This window comes from Luteibacter sp. UNC138MFCol5.1 (assembly GCF_900110505.1).
Taxonomy (GTDB): Bacteria; Pseudomonadota; Gammaproteobacteria; order Xanthomonadales; family Rhodanobacteraceae; genus Luteibacter.
On record NZ_FODZ01000003.1, the window covers coordinates 416,550 to 433,402 of the forward strand.

Here is a 16,853-nt window from a genome sequence, read left to right on the forward strand (position 1 = left end):
CGCGGGGTTTTCGTTGTCATCAGGCCGTGGCCTTGATCCGCTCGACGATGGCATCGCCGAAGGTATCGGTCGTGCCGGTGCCACCGACGTCGGGCGTCGTGCGGTCGCGGGCGTTCATGACGTCGCTGATCGCGGCGCGCAGGCGCGTGCCCTTGGCCACCATGCCGAGGTGATCGAGCATGTCGGCCGCGGCGAGCAGCAGCGCGCACGGGTTGGCCTTCTTCTGGCCGGCGATGTCCGGTGCCGAACCGTGGACGGCCTCGAAGATCGCCGCGTCCTTGCCGATGTTCGCGCCCGGGGCGAGGCCCAGGCCGCCGACGAGACCCGCGCAGAGGTCGGAGAGGATGTCGCCGAACAGGTTGGTGGTGACGATCACGTCGAACTGGTACGGGTTCATCACCAGCTGCATGCAGGCGTTGTCGACGATCATTTCCTGGAACTCGAGGTCCGGGAAGTCCTTCGCCACTTCGCGCGCCACGTCGAGGAACAGGCCCGACGAGGTCTTCATGATGTTGGCCTTGTGCACGGCCGTGACCTTCTTGCGACCCTTCTGGCGGGCCATCTCGAAACCGTAGCGGCAGATGCGCTCCATGCCCGGGCGCGTGTTGCGGATCACCGACACGGCGACCTCGTTCTCGCCCTCGCCCTCACGCGTCTGGCCCTCGGCCATGTACGCGCCCATGGTGTTCTCGCGCACCGTGATGATGTCGATGTTGTCGTAACGCGCCTTCGTGCCCGGGAAGCTGATCGCCGGACGCACGTTGGCGTAGAGGTCGAACTTGCGGCGCAGGGTGACGTTGATCGAGGTGAAACCGCCACCGATCGGCGTGGTCAGCGGGCCTTTCAGCGCCACCTTGTGCTTCGCGATCGCATCGAGCGTGCCTTGCGGGAGCAGGTCGCCGTGCTTCTCGAGGGCCACCACGCCGGCATCCACGTAGTCGTAGGTCAGGCCGCAGTCGAGGGCATCGAGGACGCGGATGGTCGCGTCCATGATCTCGGGGCCGATGCCGTCGCCGGGGATAACGGCAATGGTGTTGCTCATGGGTAACTCCTGGAGGAAAGCGGGTCGCATGCGCGCCGGGGACGCGCGCGGGGAGAAAAATCGCCTAATTATCGGCGATCCGGCCCGCTTCCTTCAAGGTTCGCGGTGGCTCAGGCAGCCGGATGGTCCTCGCAGGCCGCCGCGTCCGCCGGGGCTTCGCCCTCGAGCGAATCGAGGAAATCGACCGCGCGGCGGAGGTGGGGGATCACGATCGAGCCGCCCACGACGAGGCCGACGCTGAACACTTCGAAGAACTCGTCGCGATTCACCCCGGCTTCCTTGCACTGGGCGACGTGGTAGCTGATGCAGTCGTCGCAGCGCAGCACCATGGAGGCGACCAGACCGAGCATTTCCTTGGTCTTCACGTCCAGCGCGCCGGCCCGGTAGGTCTGGGTATCCAGGGCGAAGAAACGGCGGACGACCTGGTTGTCCTCACCGAGGATCCGCTCGTTCATGCGCTTGCGGAACGCGGTGAATTCCTCGACGCGATCGCCGGCCATCAGTGCGCCGCCTCGAGGATTTCGGCCAGACGGCCGTTACGGTCGGCGGCCGCGAGGTCGTCGAAGCCGCCCACGTGCGTGCCGTTGATGAAGATCTGGGGCACCGTGCGGCGGCCGCCGCTCTTTTCGAGCATGACGTCGCGCTGCGCCGGATCCATGTCGATGCGCACTTCGTTCCAGGCCAGGCCCTTGGCCTTCAGGAGGTTCTTCGCCGCGACGCAATAGGGGCAGACGGCGGTGGAATAGATGGTGATGTCGGGGGTGGACATGGGAGGGTTTCCTGAAACCGGATGACCGCTAAATGACGGTTTGGCGTTCATTTTACAAGGCGGACGAACCGTTGGGCAGCGCTGCGGTCCAAGCCCATCCGAGCGCCTCCGCCGTGGAGGTCGACTCACCGTTAAGTGATGGTATCGTCGCCGGACCTATGCGCCCCTCGTTCTCCCGCCTCGCCCTCGCCGCCGCCACCGCCCTCGTCACGCTCGTCGCGGGGGCGCAGGACGCCGTCCGCCTGCCCGATCTGGGCAGCTCGGCGAACGCCCTGATCAGCCCCCGCGAGGCCGATCAGTACGGGGCGATGATGCTCCGCCAGATGCACGCGCTCGACCTCACGGTCGACGACGCCCTGCTCGACCAGTACATCAACGACCTCGGGTTCCGTCTCGTCGCCGCGAGCGACCGGCCGAAGGACCACTTCCAGTTCTTCATCGTCCGCGACACCCAGATCAACGCGTTCGCCGCGCCGGGCGGCTACATCGGCGTGAACGCCGGCCTGATCAACATCACCACCAGCGAGGCCGAGCTGGCGGGCGTCATCGCGCACGAAATCGGGCACATCACGCAGAACCACCTGTATCGGGCGTTCGAGGATTCCAAGAAGAACGCGCCCCTGATGGCCCTCGTCCTGCTCGGCGCCATCGCGGCAGGCGCCGGCGGCGGTGCGGGCGACGCCGCGCCGGCCGTGCTGATGGGCGGCCAGGGCCTGCTCCTGCAGCGGCAGATCAACTTCACGCGCAAGGACGAGATCGAGGCCGATCGCGTCGGCATCCAGACGCTCGCGAACTCGGGCTACGATCCGGACGCCATGGCCGACTTCTTCGGCCGCATGCAGGACACCATGCGCGTCGGCGAAGGCGAGGAAGCCCTGCCGGCGTTGTTGCAGACCCACCCCGTCACCCTCGCCCGCATCAGCGACGCGCGGGCGCGGGCGCGCGTGCTGGAGGAGCGGATCGCGAACCGGCCGCCGCTGCCCACCATCGACAAGGCGACGTGGGAGAAATCCACCGCCCCGGTGCTGTTCGTCAAGGATCCCACGACCCTGATCTCCGCCGGCGCCAAGGTGGCGAAGGACAGCGTCGCCGATACCTACGCGCTCATGCGCGAGCGCGATCGCGTGCTGTCCGGCGACGTCCAGAAGCTGGCCGCGTACTACGCAACGAACCTGGAACGGAAGGATTTCGACACCACCGCGAACCGCTACGGCTACGCGGTGGCGCTCATCCGGTCGAACCGCGGCGCCCAGGCCATCGGCCAGCTGCAACCGCTGCTCGCGCAGCAGCCCGACAACGTCGTCATCCGCTTGGCGATGGCCGACGCGTACGTCGACGCCGGCAGGCACGGCGACGCCATGGCGATCTACAAGGCGCTGCACGCCAATTCGCCCCGGAACCGCGCCGTGACGCTGGGCTATGCGAAAGCGCTGGCGGACACCGGCCGGGCCGACGACGCGCGCGCCGCCACGAGCCTGCTCCGGCCCATGCTCGACGACAGCGACGATCCGGAGATCTTCCGCACCTTCGCGCGGGCCAGCGAGCGCTCCGGCGACACCGTGCGCGCCGCCGAAGCCTATGCGGACAGCGCCTACCTTGCCGGGCGACCGTTCGACGCCATGGAGCAGCTCAAGCGGCTCCTGAAGCGCGACGACCTCGACTACTACCAGCGCTCCCGCATCCAGGCCCGGATCAGTGACCTGACGCCCCTGCTGCTGGAGCTACGCAAGCGCCGGGTCAGCACCGACGACAACCCCGACGGCCGGAGCCAGTAAGAGGTTCCGGCCAATTGTGACGATTGTCATTGCCGTGTAACACAGCATGGCTGCAATATGACCGTCATAGCCAATGAGCGGCCCCAGCGTGCACAAACGCATCCTTATCGTGGAAGACGAGGCTTCGATTCGCGACATGGTCGCCTTCGCGCTTCGCAAGGCGGGCATGGACGCGGCGCACGCCGCCGACGCCCGCGCCGCACAGATGGCCATCTCCGAGCGGGTCCCCGACCTGATCCTGCTCGACTGGATGCTCCCCGGCACCAGCGGCCTTGAACTGGCCCGGCGCCTGCGCCGGGAGGAACTCTCGCGAGAGATTCCGATCATCATGCTCACCGCGCGTGGCGAGGAGATGGACCGCGTCAACGGCCTGGAGGCCGGGGTCGACGACTACGTCATCAAGCCCTTCTCCACGCGCGAGCTGATCGCCCGCATCAAGGCCGTCCTGCGCCGCAGCCAGGGTGACGACGGCTCCGGCGTCGTCGAGCTGGGCGGCCTGCGCATCGACGGTCCGGCGCACCGCGTCTTCGCCGGCGACGACGCCGTGCCCATCGGCCCCACCGAATACCGCCTGCTGTTCTTCTTCATGACGCACCCCGAGCGCGTCTACTCGCGTGCCCAGTTGCTCGACCACGTCTGGGGCGGCAGCGTCTACGTCGAGGAACGCACGGTCGACGTCCACATCCGTCGCCTGCGCAAGACGCTGGAACCCTGGAAGCTGGACGACATGGTCCAGACCGTCCGCGGCGCCGGTTACCGGTTCTCCGCGAACACCTAGGTATTCGCGGGCCGGGCGCGCTATGGTGCGATCCACCAGACCGTCACCGGCCCTTTCCATGCTCGACCGCTTCCTCGCTTCCTGGCGCCTGCCCGCCGCGTGCCTCGCCCTCCTGGCGGCGGGCGCGGGATTCGGTGCGCTCGCGGGCGCGCCGCTTGCCGGCGTGACCCTCGTCGCGCTGCTGGAAACCGTCGTGCTGCTGTCGCTGTTCCGTCATAAAACGCGGCCAATGTTGCAGCCGTCCGCGTCGACCCGCCCCGAACATGACCGTCTGATGACCCGCACCCGTCGAATCGCTTCCCGCCTGCGCGACCTGCGCAGCGCGGCCGGAACCCTGCCCGACGCGGTGGTCCTGCTGGATCACTCCTGGCACGTGCGCTGGTTCAACCATGCGGCCGAGGACCTGCTCGGCCTGAAGCGTCCGCGCGATCGCGGCCGCCTGATCGAAGACCTGCTGCGCAACTCGGAGCTCGCCGACTGGCTGGCCGACGGTGGCCGCGAGCCGCTCAACGACGCGACGGCGCCGGGTCATCCGAACCGCCACGTGACCGCGACGCTGCTGCCCTTCGGCAGCCGCCAGCGCCTGCTGCTCGCGCGCGATACCAGCCACCTCACCCGCCTCGAACAGATCCGCCGCGACTTCGTGGCGAACGTCTCGCACGAGCTGCGCACGCCGCTGACCGTGATCCACGGCTACCTCGAGCTGCTCGATCCCGAGGATGTCCCCGAACTTGCGCCGGTGCTCGACGAGATGCGCGCGCAGTCCAAGCGCATGGGCCAGATCGTCGAGGACCTGCTGACCCTGTCGCGCCTGGAAACGCAGGACCACGTGGCCGACGAACAGGTGCAGATGGCGCCGCTGCTGGCGAGCCTGCGCAAGGAGGCCGAAGCCCTGAGCCAGGGACGTCACACCGTGACGCTCGACATCGCCACGTCGTACGACCTGCTCGGCTCGCCGAAGGACCTGCACAGCGCGTTCTCCAACCTCGTGAGCAACGCCGTGCGTTACACGCCGACGGGCGGCCGCATCGCCATTCGCTGGACGGGCACCGACGACGGCGCCCGGTTCGCGGTGCAGGATTCCGGTTTCGGCATTCCCGCCGCGCATATCGCGCGACTCACGGAACGGTTCTATCGCGTCTCGTCGAGCCGCTCGCGCGACTCGGGCGGCACCGGCCTCGGCCTGTCGATCGTCAAGCACGTGCTGAACCTGCACCAGGCCCGGCTCGTGATCGAGAGCGAGCCCGGCAAGGGTTCGACGTTCGCCTGTGTTTTCGGCAGCGATCGCCTGCTCGACGGCACGCGCCTGCAGGAAGCCGCGGGGCAGCACCCGTAGGCGGGGGCGGCCGATGGTTCCGGGGCTTGCTGCATCGCCGCTTTCCGGCATGATCGCGGATGAGACACCATCGGCTGTCATGAAGCGCGTGGCCAAACGAATGAGCGACATCGACCTCGGCGCCCCCGGGCTCTACATCAACCGCGAGCTCGCGGCGCTGGAATTCAACTTCCGGGTGCTGGCGCAGGCGCGCGATCCCGACGTCCCCGTGCTGGAGCGGCTGCGCTACCTCACGATCGTCAGCAACAACCTCGACGAATACTTCGAAGTGCGCGTGGCCGTGCTCAAGCACAAGCACGCGCTCGGCGCGGCCATCCCCGGCGCCGACGGCCTGTCGTCCACGGAAATCCTCACGCGCATCCGCGAACGCACGCTGGAACTCGTGGACGAGCTGTTCACCATCTGGCGAGAGGAACTGCAGCCGGCGCTCGCCGCCGACGGCATCCGCTTCCTCACGCGCGACACCTGGAGCGACAAGCAGCGCCGCTGGCTGCTGGGTTATTTCCAGAACGAGATCATGCCGGTGCTCTCGCCGCTCGGCCTCGATCCCGCGCATCCGTTCCCGCGCATCCTCAACAAGACGCTGAACCTCGCCGTGGTGCTGAAGGGCCGCGACGCGTTCGGTCGCGAAGGCCACATGGCGCTGGTGCGCGCGCCGCGTTCCCTGCCCCGCATCATCCACATCCCCGCCGAGGTCTCCGGCGGCGACGGCGATTTCGTCTTCCTCGCCGAAGTACTTCAGGCCTTCGCCGACGAGATCTTCCCCGGCTTCCAGGTCTGCGCCGCGTACCAGTTCAGGGTGACGCGAAACAGCGAACTGGTGGTGGAGGAAGCGGAAGTCGAGAACCTCGCGCGCGCCCTGAGCGAAGAGCTCGCCGGACGCGGCTACGCGCGACCGGTGCGCTTGGAGGTGGGCGAGGATTGCCCGCGCGCGATCACCGACATGCTGATCGCGAACTTCCAGTTGGAGGAAGCCGACGTCTATCGCTGCGACGGCCCGGTGAACATCATCCGCGCCGGGCTCGTCTACGACCAGATCGACCGGCCGGAACTGAAGTTTCCACGTTTCACGCCGCGGCTGCTGCCCGCGTTCGAGAAAGGCGTGAACGAGTTCGACGTGCTCGGCACGCGCGACGTGCTGCTGCACCATCCGTACGAATCCTTCGCGTCCGTGGTCGAGCTGCTGCGCCGCGCATCGCAGGACCCGGGCGTACTGGCGATCAAGCAGACGCTGTATCGCGCCGGCAAGGATTCGCCCCTGGTCGACCTGCTGGTCGAGGCCGCGCGCAACGGCAAGGACGTCACCGTCGTCATCGAGCTGCGCGCGCGCTTCGACGAGGAAGCCAACATCGGACTGGCCAATCGCCTGCAGGAAGCCGGCGTGCAGGTCGTCTACGGCGTGGTGGGTTACAAGACGCACGCGAAGATGCTGCTCATCGTGCGTCGCGAAGGCAGCGGCCTGCGCCGTTACGTGCACCTGTCCACCGGCAACTACCATCAGGGCAACAGCCGCGGTTACACCGACATCGGCCTCATGACGGCAGACGCCGAGATCGGCGAAGACATCCACAAGGTGTTCCAGCAGCTCTCGGGCCTCGGCCCCATGATCCAGCTGAAGCGCCTGCTGCATTCGCCGTTCACGCTCTACAGCAGCGTCATGGCGAAGATCGAGCGCGAGATCGAACACGCCGCCAACGGCCGGCCCGGCCGCATCGTCGCGAAGCTCAACGCGCTCAACGAAGCCCACGTCGTCGAGGCGCTGTATCGCGCGTCGGTCGCCGGCGTGCAGATCGACCTCATCATCCGTGGCGCCTGCACGCTGCGTCCGGGCATCCCCGGCGTGTCCGAGAACATCCGCGTGCGCTCGATCATCGGCCGCTTCCTCGAACACAGCCGCGTGTACTGGTTCGGCAACGACGGCGCACCCGAGCTGTATTGCGCGAGCGCGGACTGGATGGAGCGCAACCTCATGCGACGCATCGAGATCGGCGTGCCGATCCTCGATCCCGAACTCGCGCGCCGCGTGTACGACGAAACGCTCGACAACTACCTGCGCGACAACACGCAGGCGTGGCTGCTCGGCAGCGACGGCCGCTACACGCGCAGCCATCCCCGCCGGGGCGAGGCGCCGCATAGCGCCCAGCAGGCGCTGCTCGCGGCCTATAGCGGATGACGAAGCGCATCCTGCTCCTGTCGGTATCCGCGGGAGCGGGACACGTGCGCGCCGCCGAGGCGCTGGAGGCCAGCGTGGCCGCCCTGGCCGCCGAAGGCCACGACGTCGAAGCGCGGCACCTCGATGTCATGGATTACGTCCCGTCGAGCTTCCGCCGCATCTACGCCGATTTCTACCTGCGCCTCATCACGCGGCATCCGCAGCTGTGGGGCATGCTCTATCGCATCACCGACGACACGCGGCCGGATGCCGTGACCGAGCGCATGCGCCGCACCATCGAGCGCCTGCACACGCGCCGCCTGCGCACGGCGATCGCCGCGTTCGCGCCGGACGCCATCGTCTGCACTCATTTCCTTCCCGCCGAGATGCTCGCCCGGCAGAAACGCAAGGGGCGCATTGATGCCCCGGTCTGGCTGCAGGTCACCGATTTCGACCTGCACCGCATGTGGATCATCCCCGGCATGGCGGGTTACTTCGCGGCCAGTCCCGAGATCGCCCGGCGCATGGCCGCCGTCGGACTGCCACCGGAACGCGTGCACACCACCGGGATACCGATCATGCCGGCGTTCGCCCAGGCGCACGACCGGCACGCGCTCGCCGCCTCGTTCGGTCTCGACCCCGCTCGACCGGCGTATCTCGTGATGGGCGGCGGAGCCGGCGTCGGCGCGCTCGACGAACTCGCGGAAGCGCTCCTCACGGACAGCGACGGCTTCCAGCTGGTGGTGCTCGCGGGGCGGAACACCGCGATGCTCGAGCGCCTGCGCACGCTGGCCGCCGCGCGCTACCCGGACCGCCTCTTCCCGCAGGGCTTCACGCGCCACGTCGAGCGGCTCATGGCCTGCTGCGATCTCGCCGTAACGAAGCCCGGCGGCCTGACCACGTCGGAATGCCTCGCGATGGGCCTGCCGATGATCGTCAACGCGCCGATCCCCGGCCAGGAAGAACGCAACGCCGACTATCTGCTCGAACAGGGCGCCGCGTGGAAGGCGATCGACGCCGTCGCGCTGGCCTGGCGGATCGGCCAGCTGCGCGCCGACCCGCCGCGACTCGCCGCGATGGCGGAGCGGGCACGCGCGATCGGACGGCCCCACGCCGCGCGCGACGTGATCCACACCGTCATCGCCCACCTGGACGCCGCATGATCCATTCTCCCGGACGGCGCGTGGCGTCCGTCGCCGCCACATTCCTGTTCACGCTGCTGCTCGCCTTCCTGTTCGCCCACGTGGAGATCGAGATCGAAGGCCCGCATGGCTGGGCGAGCAGCCTGCCGACCTGGCGGGTGGAGAATCACTGGCTGCTCGACCTGCTCTGGGGCGGCCGGGCGATGACGGGCTACCACGCCTGGGTGTTCCCGTTCATCGCCCTGTTCTTCCACTTTCCGATGGTGTTCCGTGGTTTCTGGAGCTGGCGTGCCCAGGTGCGTGCCATCGCGTGCGTGATGCTGTTCTGGGTGGCCGAGGACGCCCTGTGGTTCGTCCTCAACCCGGCCTTCGGACTCGCGCGCTTCGACCCGGTCGACGTGCCCTGGCACCGGCACTGGTGGGGCCCGGCGCCGACGGACTACTGGGTCTTCGGCTTTCTCTGCCTGCTGCTTTTCGCGTTGTCGGCGATGCCGAAAGCCCGTCCTTCCCACGATCGCTCGCTTGCACGCAAGCCCTGACCCCATGCCAGAATCACCCGATAGCCCGCTGCGGACATTTCCCCTTGGCACCGACAGCTAAATCGCAGATCAACGAAGGCGAGCTCCTTGCCGCCGTCGACCTCGGCTCCAACAGCTTCCACATGGTGGTGGCACGCTACGAACACGGCGAACCCCGCGTGATCGATCGCCTCCGCGACTCCGTGCGCATGGCGGTGGGCCTGCGACCCGACGGCACGCTCGACGCCAGCCACCGCGCCGCGGCGCTCGCGAGCCTCGCCCGTTTCGGCCAGCGGATCGCCGGCATTCCCGCCCTGCACGTGCGCGCCGTGGCGACGAACACGGTGCGCCGGCTCGCCTCGCCCCATGCGTTTCTTTCGGCCGCCGAGGCCGCGCTCGGCCACCCCGTGGAAATCGTCTCGGGACGCGAGGAAGGACGCCTGATCTTCCTCGGTGCCGCGCACGACCTGCCGGCGTCGCGCGACCACCGCCTCGTGATCGACATCGGCGGCGGTAGCACGGAGTTCATCATCGGCCGCGGCACGTCGCCCGTGCTGACGGAAAGCGTGCAGGTCGGTTGCATCGCCTCCACGCTGCGCTTCTTTCCCGGCGGCAAGATCACGCGCAAGCGCTGGCAGCGCGCGCGTCGCGAGATCGGCGTGCTGCTGCAGCAGTTTTCCGAGGATTACCGCGAAGCCGGCTGGGGCGATGCCTATGGTTCGTCCGGCACCGCGAAGGCCATCGGTGCCGTCGTTCGCGCGATGAAGCTCTCCGAGGACGGCATCACGCCGGAGTCGCTCGCCGCGATCCGCGAGGCGCTGATCGAGCAGGGCTCCTCCGCGACGCTGAAGCTGCCCGGCCTCGCCGACGATCGCGCGGAAGTCTTCGCCGGCGGCGTGGCGATCTTCGAGGCCGCGTTCGACGCGCTGGGCATCGATCGCCTGCGGGTATCGGAAAGCTCGATGCGCGAAGGCCTGCTGTGGGACCTGATCGGCCGTTCGGCCGGCACGGACCCGCGCATGGCCAGCATCGATTCGCTGGCCGCGCGTTACGGCGTCGACCGCGCACAGGCGCGTCGCGTCGAAACCACCGCGCTGTCGCTGTTCGATCAGCTGGCGAAAGTCTGGAAGCTCGACGACGACGCGCGCGAATGGCTTTCGTGGGCGGCGCGCGTGCATGAACTGGGACTCGCCATCGCCCATAGCCAGCACCAGCGTCATGGCGCCTACATCCTCAAGCACGCGGACATGGCCGGCTTCTCGCGCCAGGAGCAGCAGCTGCTAGCAGCGATCGTGGAGTCGCACCGGCGCAAGCCCGAGAAATCCACGATCTCCGCCCTGCCCGTGCGCTACCGCGTGCTGGCCCGGCACATCACGGCGATCCTGCGCCTCGCCGTCCTCTTCCGTCGCGCGCGCCGGGCCGAAGCCCTGCCCAGGATCCGCGTGGTGGCGACGCGCCAGCGGCTGCGCCTGTCCCTCCCGGCGGACTGGCTCGACCAGCATCCGTTGACCGAGGCCGACCTCGAGCAGGAGCGCGAGCCCCTGGCCGAACTGGGCCTCGAGCTGGAGATCGTGACCGAATGAGGGCGATCGCACCCGCGAAGGGGGGTATCATGGCGGGATCGTTCCAGCGTCACGACCGGTCGCCCATGTTCAGAGCCGTACTTGCCAGCGTCTTCCTCGCCCTGCCCGTCGCCGCGCTCGCGCAGCAGGCGGCCCGGCCCGCGGCATCGGCGCCTGCGGCGGTCGAGCATCCGCGCGTCGTCATGCACACGACGCAGGGCGACTTCACGCTGGAGCTGTTCCCCGAGAAAGCCCCTAAGAGCGTCGCGAACTTCCTCCAGTACGTGCGCGACGGCTTCTACGACGGCACGGTCTTCCACCGCGTGGTCGACGGGTACATGGTGCAGGGTGGCCTCTACAGCCGCGACCTGACCCAGCGCCGCACGCGTGCCGCCATCCCGAGCGAGGCCGACAACGGGCTTTCGAACCTGCGCGGCACGGTCGCCGTGGCGCGCGGCACCGACGCCAATTCCGGCACCTCCCAGTTCTTCGTCAACCTGGTCGACAACCGTCGTCTGGATTACGTCAGCAACCAGAGCGGCATGACCTGGGGCTTCGCCGTGTTCGGCAAGGTCGTCGCCGGCATGGACACCATCGACAAGATCGCCAAGCTGCCCACGCGTCCGCAGGGCCCGTTCGTCGGCGACGTGCCGAATCCCCTGGTGATCATCGATTCCGCGAGTGTCGTGGGCGAGGACAAGCCGGCGCCCGCCGGCGCCGCCACCGCCGGTCCTCCGGCCAAGGCCGCTCCCGCGACGGCCACGCCGGCGAAGGCCCCCGAGCCGAAGAAGGGCGAGAAGAAGCCCACGGCGACGTCGTCGAAGCCGGCATGAGCACGCTGTTCATCGCGGACCTGCACCTCGACGACGCCCGGCCCGACATCACCGCCCTCTTCGAGCGCTTCCTCGCGTCCGACGAGGCGCGCGGCGCGAATGCCTTCTACATCCTCGGCGACCTGGTCGAAGCCTGGATCGGCGACGACGACGACGCGGAACTGCCCGCGCGCATCGCGACCGCGACGCGCGGCCTTCGCGACGCGGGCGTCCCGGTCTACTTCATGGTCGGCAACCGCGATTTCCTGCTCGGCGCGTCGTTCGCCGAACGGGCGGGAATGCGCCTGCTCGACGATGGCACCGTGCATACGATCGAAGGCGTGCCAACCCTACTGATGCACGGCGACGTGCTCTGCACCGACGATATCGAATACCAGGCGGTGCGCGCGCAGGTGCGTACCGACGCCTGGAAGCAACAGATCCTCTCGATGCCGCTCGAGGCTCGTCGCGCGTTCGCCGCCAAGGCGCGCAGCGACAGCAAGTCGCGCACCGGCCGCATCGACGAGACGATCATGGACGTCAACCGGGGCGCGGTCGAAGCGGCGATGCGCGACGCCGGCGTCGTACGCCTGGTGCACGGCCATACGCACCGGCCGGCCATCCACGACTTCGCGCTCGACGGCGCACCCGCCCAACGTATCGTGCTGGGCGACTGGTACGACCACGGGTCGGTGCTTCGCATCGACGGTGGATCGACGGAACTGCGCGGACTGACTTCGTCCTGACCGCATCGCGGCAAAAAGCGGTAACACACCCGGACGCGACCCTGTTGGAGCGCACCTGGGCGCGATCAGGTGCTCGCGACAAGCACCCAATCGCGCCCAGATGCGCTCCAACGGCCGAGCAGCGGGGGCGGAGAATCAGCCGAGCGTCCGCAACCAGACGAGTTCGGATTCCGAGAAGCCGGCCGCGCGGCGGGCATCGAGGTTGAACGGCCCGCGCAGCGAGCCGTTCATGTAGTCGTCGAGAAGCGTCGCGAACGTCGCTTCGGGATCGATGCCGTCGCGGGCGCAGCACCAGTGGAACCAGCGCGTGCCGGCGGCGACATGCGCGACCTCCTCGCGAAGGATGACCTCGAGGATCGCCACGGTGCGATCGTCGCCCTGACGGCGTAGCCGTTCCATCATGCCCGGCGTCACATCGAGGCCACGCGCCTCGAGCACGCGCGGCACCAGCGCCATGCGGGCGGTGTCGCTATGGGCTGTCTTCTCCGCCATCTCCCACAAGCCGTTATGCGCGTCGAAGTCGCCGTACGCGTGGCCGAGTTCGGCGAGCCGTTCCGAGAGCATCGTGAAGTGCCGCGCTTCGTCGTTGGCGCACGATGCCCAGTCGCGGTAGTAGGCGTCGGGTTTGCCGCGAAAACGATAGATCGCGTCCCATGCCAGATCGATGGCGTTGAATTCGATATGCGCGATCGCGTGGACGAGCGCGGCGCGCCCGGCCTCCGTGCCAAGGCCGCGCTGCGCGAGCTCGCGGGCGGGGACGAGCCGGGGCCGTACGGGGCGGCCTGGCAGACCGATGGGATCGGGTGGCGGCGATGCGGCGTCCGGGGCAAGCGTACCGGCGTTCAGCGCGGTCCAGGCCGCGAAGGTCAGGCGGACCTTCTCCGCGGGCTCGGTCGCATCGAGGCAGCGGCGGGCGGCGGCATGGAGATCGTTCATGGCTGTAAAAAACGCTAGTGGGAAGCGCGCCAGCGCGCTTCCCACCATCGCCGTCAGGCGCTGCGCCGTTCGTTCTTCGCGGCGTCGGAACGCAGGGTTTCCTGCTGCTCGAGGAAGCCCTCCGCGACGCCGGTGACGTACTCGCCGGAGAAACACGAGGTGTCGAACTGCTTGAGGTCTTCGTTGCCGTCCGTGACCGCCCAGATCAGGTCGTCGAGATCCTGGTAGATCAGCCAGTCGGCGCCAAGCGCCTTCTCGACCTCTTCCACCGTGCGGCCCGCGGCGATCAGTTCGGACGCGGCCGGCATGTCGATGCCGTAGATGTTCGGGTAGCGCACCGGCGGCGCGGCCGAGGCGAAGTAGACGTTCTTCGCGCCCGCGTCGCGGGCCATCTGGATGATCTGCTTCGACGTGGTGCCGCGCACGATGGAGTCATCGACGAGCAACACGTTCTTCTTGCGGAACTCCAGGTCGATGGCGTTGAGCTTGCGGCGCACCGACTTCACGCGTTCGCCCTGCCCCGGCATGATGAACGTGCGGCCGATGTAGCGGTTCTTGACCAGGCCCTCGCGCATCGGGACGCCCAGCGCCTGCGCCAGCGAGCTGGCGGCGGTGCGCGACGTATCCGGGATGGGAATGACGGCGTCGATGCCGTGGTCGGGGCCGCGCTCGCGCAGGATCTTCTCGGCGAGCTTCTCGCCCATGCGCAGGCGCGCCTTGTAGACCGAGACGTCCTCGATCATCGAATCCGGACGGGCGAGGTACACGTACTCGAAGATGCACGGCGCATGCACCGCGCCCTCGGCGCAGCGCTGGGCGTGCAACTGCCCGCCCTCGGTGATGATCACGGCTTCGCCGGGCTCGATGTCGCGCACGCGGCGGAAACCCAGGATGTCGAGCGCGACGGATTCGGACGTCACGGCGTACTCGCGGCCCTCGGCGGTGTCGCGCTCGCCGAGCACGAGCGGACGGATGCCGTTCGGGTCGCGGAACGCGATCAGGCCATAGCCGAGCACCAGCGCGATGCACGCATAACCGCCACGGGCGCGGGCATGCACGCCTGCGATCGCCTTGAACACGTGCTCGGGCGTCAGATCGCCGCGATCCTCGACCTGCAGCTCGTGCGCGAGCACGTTGAGCAGCACTTCGGAATCCGAATCGGTATCGATGTGTCGGCGATCGTCCTCGAACATCTCCTTGCGCAGGGTCTCGGTGTTGACGAGGTTGCCGTTGTGCGCGAAGGCGATGCCGTAGGGCGAATTCACGTAGAAGGGCTGGGCCTCTTCCGTGCCTTCGGAGCCTGCCGTGGGGTAACGGCAATGACCGATGCCGATGCGGCCGCGCAGCTTGCTCACGCCCGCCGAATTGAAGACGTCGCGAACGAGTCCGTTGCCCTTGTGCAGGCGCAGGCGCGCGCCATCCACGGTGGCGATGCCGGCGGCATCCTGCCCGCGATGTTGCAGGACGGTCAGGCCGTCATACAGGGCCGACGCCACTTCCGTGGTACCGACGATGCCGATGATTCCGCACATGGTGTTGCCTTCTGCTTTAAGGAGCCGCCGTGGACGCGGCGGCTGGGTGAGCTTTCGAATCTTGCGTTGGCCGCGCGGGTACCGTGAGGTCGCGCAGTTTCATCAGTTCTTCCCGGCTCGGCAAGGCGACGTCGGGCATCTTCATGTTTTTCAGCGACTCGGGCGGATGCATGTAGTCGCGCACGTTCGCGGGAATCTGCTGACCCAGCCAGGCCGCCGGCGCCGCGAACTGCGGCAGCATCGTCGACTCGCGCCATAGCGGCTGGGCGGGCAGCGGCGTGAATTCCAGCATGAACACCACCGCGCTCACGATCAGTACGCCGCGCGCCAGCCCGAACAGCGAGCCGAACAACCGGTCGACGCCGCCCAGCCCCGTGCCGGACACCAGCCGGCCGATCAGGAACCGGAACACCGCACCCACCAGCAGCACCACGATGAAGCACAACCCGTAGCCGATCGCCATCCGGGCGGTGGGCAGCGGCACGCTACCCTCGAAATACGTCGCCACCGTGGGCCCGAACATCCATGCCAGCCAGAACGCCGCGACCCAGATCACGAGCGAAAGCACCTCGGAAATGAGGCCTCGCATGAGGCCGATCAAGACCGAGAGGAACAGCACGGCAAGAATGACGTAATCGGCCCAGTTCACACGGCGCTCCCGGATTGACGGTGGCGTTGTCGTCGAAAGCGCCTTACGGCGCGGTCACGACGACGCCATCGAGGCCCACCTTGGCCTTGATCGAATCTTTCAGACGCACCGCGTCGTCGCGCTGCGTCTGCGGCCCGGCGCGGACGCGCCAGAGCTTCGCGCCACTCGACGAGGCGATGCTGTCCACGTAGCCGGGGATGCCCGCGGCGCGCAGCCGGTCGCGCAGGCGCCCGGCCTCGGCCTCGCTGGACACCGCGGCGACCTGCACGGCGAAGCCACCGGCGCGCGGCGCGGCGGCCGGCACGGCCGGCGTCGCGGCGCCCGGGACCGATGCGGGTGCGGCGCGAGCGGGCGCCGGCGCGTCGGCCGTCTGGTTTTCCGCCTTCGTGGACAGGCTGGCCGGCGCCCCCGGTACCGCGGCGACGATCTTCAGCCGCGCCGCCTCGGCGGCGGCACGGGTCTCGAAGGGACCGGCGTTGACGCGCGTCAGCGCCTTGCCCGCCTGGGTGGTCGACGCGGTGCTGACCGGGTAACCGAGCGCCTTGACCTTCTGCACCAGCGCATCGGCCTTGGAGCGGTCCGCGTAGGCGCTGAGATTGATGCTGTAGCTGCCGCGCGCGGCGGTGCCCGGCGGCAGCGCCGGTGCCTCGGCGGGCGCCGCGGCGGGCGCGGGTTTAGTGGGCTTGGGCGACGGCGCGGGCACGGCCGGAGCAGGCTTGCTCGCGGCAGGCGCGTTGGCGAAGTCTTCCGGGAGCGCGTCCGCCGGCTTCCGCGAGGCGATATCCACGGAGGCCAGCTTGCCACCGGCGGCCGGGGTCACGGTCGCGGCGGGTGCCGAGGCCGGGGCGGCTGGCGTAGCAGCAGGAGACGTCTGCGCGGCCTGGCCGGCCGGCGCGCGCGGCGGCGTGCCGGGCGGGGCGACGTCGAGGGTACGCGTCTGCAGGTCGCGGTCGGGCGCCGGCGGGATGGCGAGGCTCACGGTCTGGTCGGTGTCCGTCTTCGGCGGCGTGCTGGAGAACATCATCGGCACGAACAGGACGATCAGCGCGATCAGGACAGCGGCACCCAACAGGCGTGTTTTCAAGGAAGGCTCCATACGACCGG

16 protein-coding genes are annotated in these 16,853 nt (G+C 68.6%); 9 read left to right on the forward strand and 7 right to left on the reverse strand.

Annotated features, from left to right (window positions below):
- Positions 1 to 19 precede the first annotated feature (19 nt).
- The 3 genes from BMY69_RS10385 to grxC form a co-directional block, all read right to left on the reverse strand.
- The gene (locus BMY69_RS10385; protein WP_090177765.1) at positions 20 to 1,042 is read right to left on the reverse strand and encodes an isocitrate dehydrogenase; all 1,023 of its coding nucleotides are present in this window, start codon (positions 1,040 to 1,042) and stop codon (positions 20 to 22) included.
- A 110-nt stretch (positions 1,043 to 1,152) separates the two neighbouring features.
- Positions 1,153 to 1,542, reverse strand: coding sequence for a carboxymuconolactone decarboxylase family protein (locus tag BMY69_RS10390; protein WP_090054360.1), 390 nt, complete (start codon positions 1,540 to 1,542; stop codon positions 1,153 to 1,155).
- Positions 1,542 to 1,811 carry a glutaredoxin 3 gene (gene grxC / locus BMY69_RS10395; RefSeq protein WP_090054362.1) on the reverse strand — a complete coding sequence of 90 codons (270 nt, stop codon included), beginning with the start codon at positions 1,809 to 1,811 and terminating at the stop codon, positions 1,542 to 1,544. The genes BMY69_RS10390 and grxC overlap by 1 nt, the downstream gene beginning before the upstream one ends.
- A gap of 158 nt (positions 1,812 to 1,969) precedes the next feature.
- Between grxC and BMY69_RS10400 the strand changes: the two genes are divergently transcribed.
- The 9 genes from BMY69_RS10400 (at position 1,970) to BMY69_RS10440 (ending at position 12,632) form a co-directional block, all read left to right on the forward strand.
- Positions 1,970 to 3,586, forward strand: coding sequence for a M48 family metalloprotease (locus tag BMY69_RS10400; protein ID WP_090177768.1), 1,617 nt, complete (start codon positions 1,970 to 1,972; stop codon positions 3,584 to 3,586).
- A gap of 88 nt (positions 3,587 to 3,674) precedes the next feature.
- Positions 3,675 to 4,364, forward strand: a complete 690-nt coding sequence (gene phoB, locus BMY69_RS10405) for a phosphate regulon transcriptional regulator PhoB (protein ID WP_045827901.1) — start codon at positions 3,675 to 3,677, stop codon at positions 4,362 to 4,364.
- 58 nt (positions 4,365 to 4,422) lie between these two features.
- Positions 4,423 to 5,700: a phosphate regulon sensor histidine kinase PhoR gene (gene phoR / locus BMY69_RS10410; RefSeq protein ID WP_090177769.1), complete on the forward strand. Its 1,278-nt coding sequence runs from the start codon at positions 4,423 to 4,425 to the stop codon at positions 5,698 to 5,700.
- Between the two features lie 100 nt (positions 5,701 to 5,800).
- Entirely contained in the window at positions 5,801 to 7,873 is a 2,073-nt protein-coding gene (gene ppk1, locus BMY69_RS10415) for a polyphosphate kinase 1 (protein ID WP_255364523.1), read from the forward strand.
- Complete coding sequence (locus BMY69_RS10420; RefSeq protein ID WP_090177773.1) at positions 7,870 to 9,015, forward strand: MGDG synthase family glycosyltransferase; 1,146 nt, start codon at positions 7,870 to 7,872, stop codon at positions 9,013 to 9,015. The genes ppk1 and BMY69_RS10420 overlap by 4 nt, the downstream gene beginning before the upstream one ends.
- A complete protein-coding gene (locus BMY69_RS10425; protein ID WP_090177776.1) occupies positions 9,012 to 9,533 on the forward strand; it encodes a hypothetical protein in 522 nt (173 codons plus the stop codon). Before BMY69_RS10420 ends, BMY69_RS10425 begins: the two co-directional genes overlap by 4 nt.
- A 44-nt stretch (positions 9,534 to 9,577) precedes the next feature.
- Positions 9,578 to 11,095, forward strand: a complete 1,518-nt coding sequence (locus BMY69_RS10430) for a Ppx/GppA phosphatase family protein (protein WP_090054374.1) — start codon at positions 9,578 to 9,580, stop codon at positions 11,093 to 11,095.
- Positions 11,096 to 11,160: 65 nt separating this feature from the next.
- Entirely contained in the window at positions 11,161 to 11,907 is a 747-nt protein-coding gene (locus BMY69_RS10435) for a peptidylprolyl isomerase (protein WP_090178436.1), read from the forward strand.
- Positions 11,904 to 12,632 (forward strand): UDP-2,3-diacylglucosamine diphosphatase, encoded by a 729-nt coding sequence (locus tag BMY69_RS10440; protein ID WP_090177778.1) that lies wholly within the window; start codon positions 11,904 to 11,906, stop codon positions 12,630 to 12,632. The genes BMY69_RS10435 and BMY69_RS10440 overlap by 4 nt, the downstream gene beginning before the upstream one ends.
- A gap of 135 nt (positions 12,633 to 12,767) precedes the next feature.
- Here the strand turns inward: BMY69_RS10440 and BMY69_RS10445 are convergent, their stop codons facing one another.
- The 4 genes from BMY69_RS10445 to BMY69_RS10460 are packed head-to-tail and all read right to left on the reverse strand — an operon-like array spanning position 12,768 to position 16,833.
- Positions 12,768 to 13,568, reverse strand: a complete 801-nt coding sequence (locus BMY69_RS10445) for a ferritin-like domain-containing protein (RefSeq protein WP_090177781.1) — start codon at positions 13,566 to 13,568, stop codon at positions 12,768 to 12,770.
- Between the two features lie 53 nt (positions 13,569 to 13,621).
- Positions 13,622 to 15,100 carry an amidophosphoribosyltransferase gene (purF, locus tag BMY69_RS10450; RefSeq protein ID WP_090177783.1) on the reverse strand — a complete coding sequence of 493 codons (1,479 nt, stop codon included), beginning with the start codon at positions 15,098 to 15,100 and terminating at the stop codon, positions 13,622 to 13,624.
- A gap of 16 nt (positions 15,101 to 15,116) precedes the next feature.
- Positions 15,117 to 15,749, reverse strand: a complete 633-nt coding sequence (locus tag BMY69_RS10455) for a CvpA family protein (RefSeq protein ID WP_090177785.1) — start codon at positions 15,747 to 15,749, stop codon at positions 15,117 to 15,119.
- 43 nt (positions 15,750 to 15,792) lie between these two features.
- Positions 15,793 to 16,833: an SPOR domain-containing protein gene (locus tag BMY69_RS10460; protein ID WP_090177787.1), complete on the reverse strand. Its 1,041-nt coding sequence runs from the start codon at positions 16,831 to 16,833 to the stop codon at positions 15,793 to 15,795.
- Positions 16,834 to 16,853 lie beyond the last annotated feature (20 nt).

Coding starts and splice junctions, on each gene's coding strand:
- BMY69_RS10385 (WP_090177765.1), bottom strand. CDS start 1,042: ATGAGCAACACCATTGCCGTTATCCCCGGCGACGGCATCGGCCCCGAG.
- BMY69_RS10390 (WP_090054360.1), bottom strand. CDS start 1,542: ATGGCCGGCGATCGCGTCGAGGAATTCACCGCGTTCCGCAAGCGCATG.
- grxC (WP_090054362.1), bottom strand. CDS start 1,811: ATGTCCACCCCCGACATCACCATCTATTCCACCGCCGTCTGCCCCTAT.
- BMY69_RS10400 (WP_090177768.1), top strand. CDS start 1,970: ATGCGCCCCTCGTTCTCCCGCCTCGCCCTCGCCGCCGCCACCGCCCTC.
- phoR (WP_090177769.1), top strand. CDS start 4,423: ATGCTCGACCGCTTCCTCGCTTCCTGGCGCCTGCCCGCCGCGTGCCTC.
- ppk1 (WP_255364523.1), top strand. CDS start 5,801: ATGAGCGACATCGACCTCGGCGCCCCCGGGCTCTACATCAACCGCGAG.
- BMY69_RS10420 (WP_090177773.1), top strand. CDS start 7,870: ATGACGAAGCGCATCCTGCTCCTGTCGGTATCCGCGGGAGCGGGACAC.
- BMY69_RS10425 (WP_090177776.1), top strand. CDS start 9,012: ATGATCCATTCTCCCGGACGGCGCGTGGCGTCCGTCGCCGCCACATTC.
- BMY69_RS10435 (WP_090178436.1), top strand. CDS start 11,161: ATGTTCAGAGCCGTACTTGCCAGCGTCTTCCTCGCCCTGCCCGTCGCC.
- BMY69_RS10440 (WP_090177778.1), top strand. CDS start 11,904: ATGAGCACGCTGTTCATCGCGGACCTGCACCTCGACGACGCCCGGCCC.
- BMY69_RS10445 (WP_090177781.1), bottom strand. CDS start 13,568: ATGAACGATCTCCATGCCGCCGCCCGCCGCTGCCTCGATGCGACCGAG.
- purF (WP_090177783.1), bottom strand. CDS start 15,100: ATGTGCGGAATCATCGGCATCGTCGGTACCACGGAAGTGGCGTCGGCC.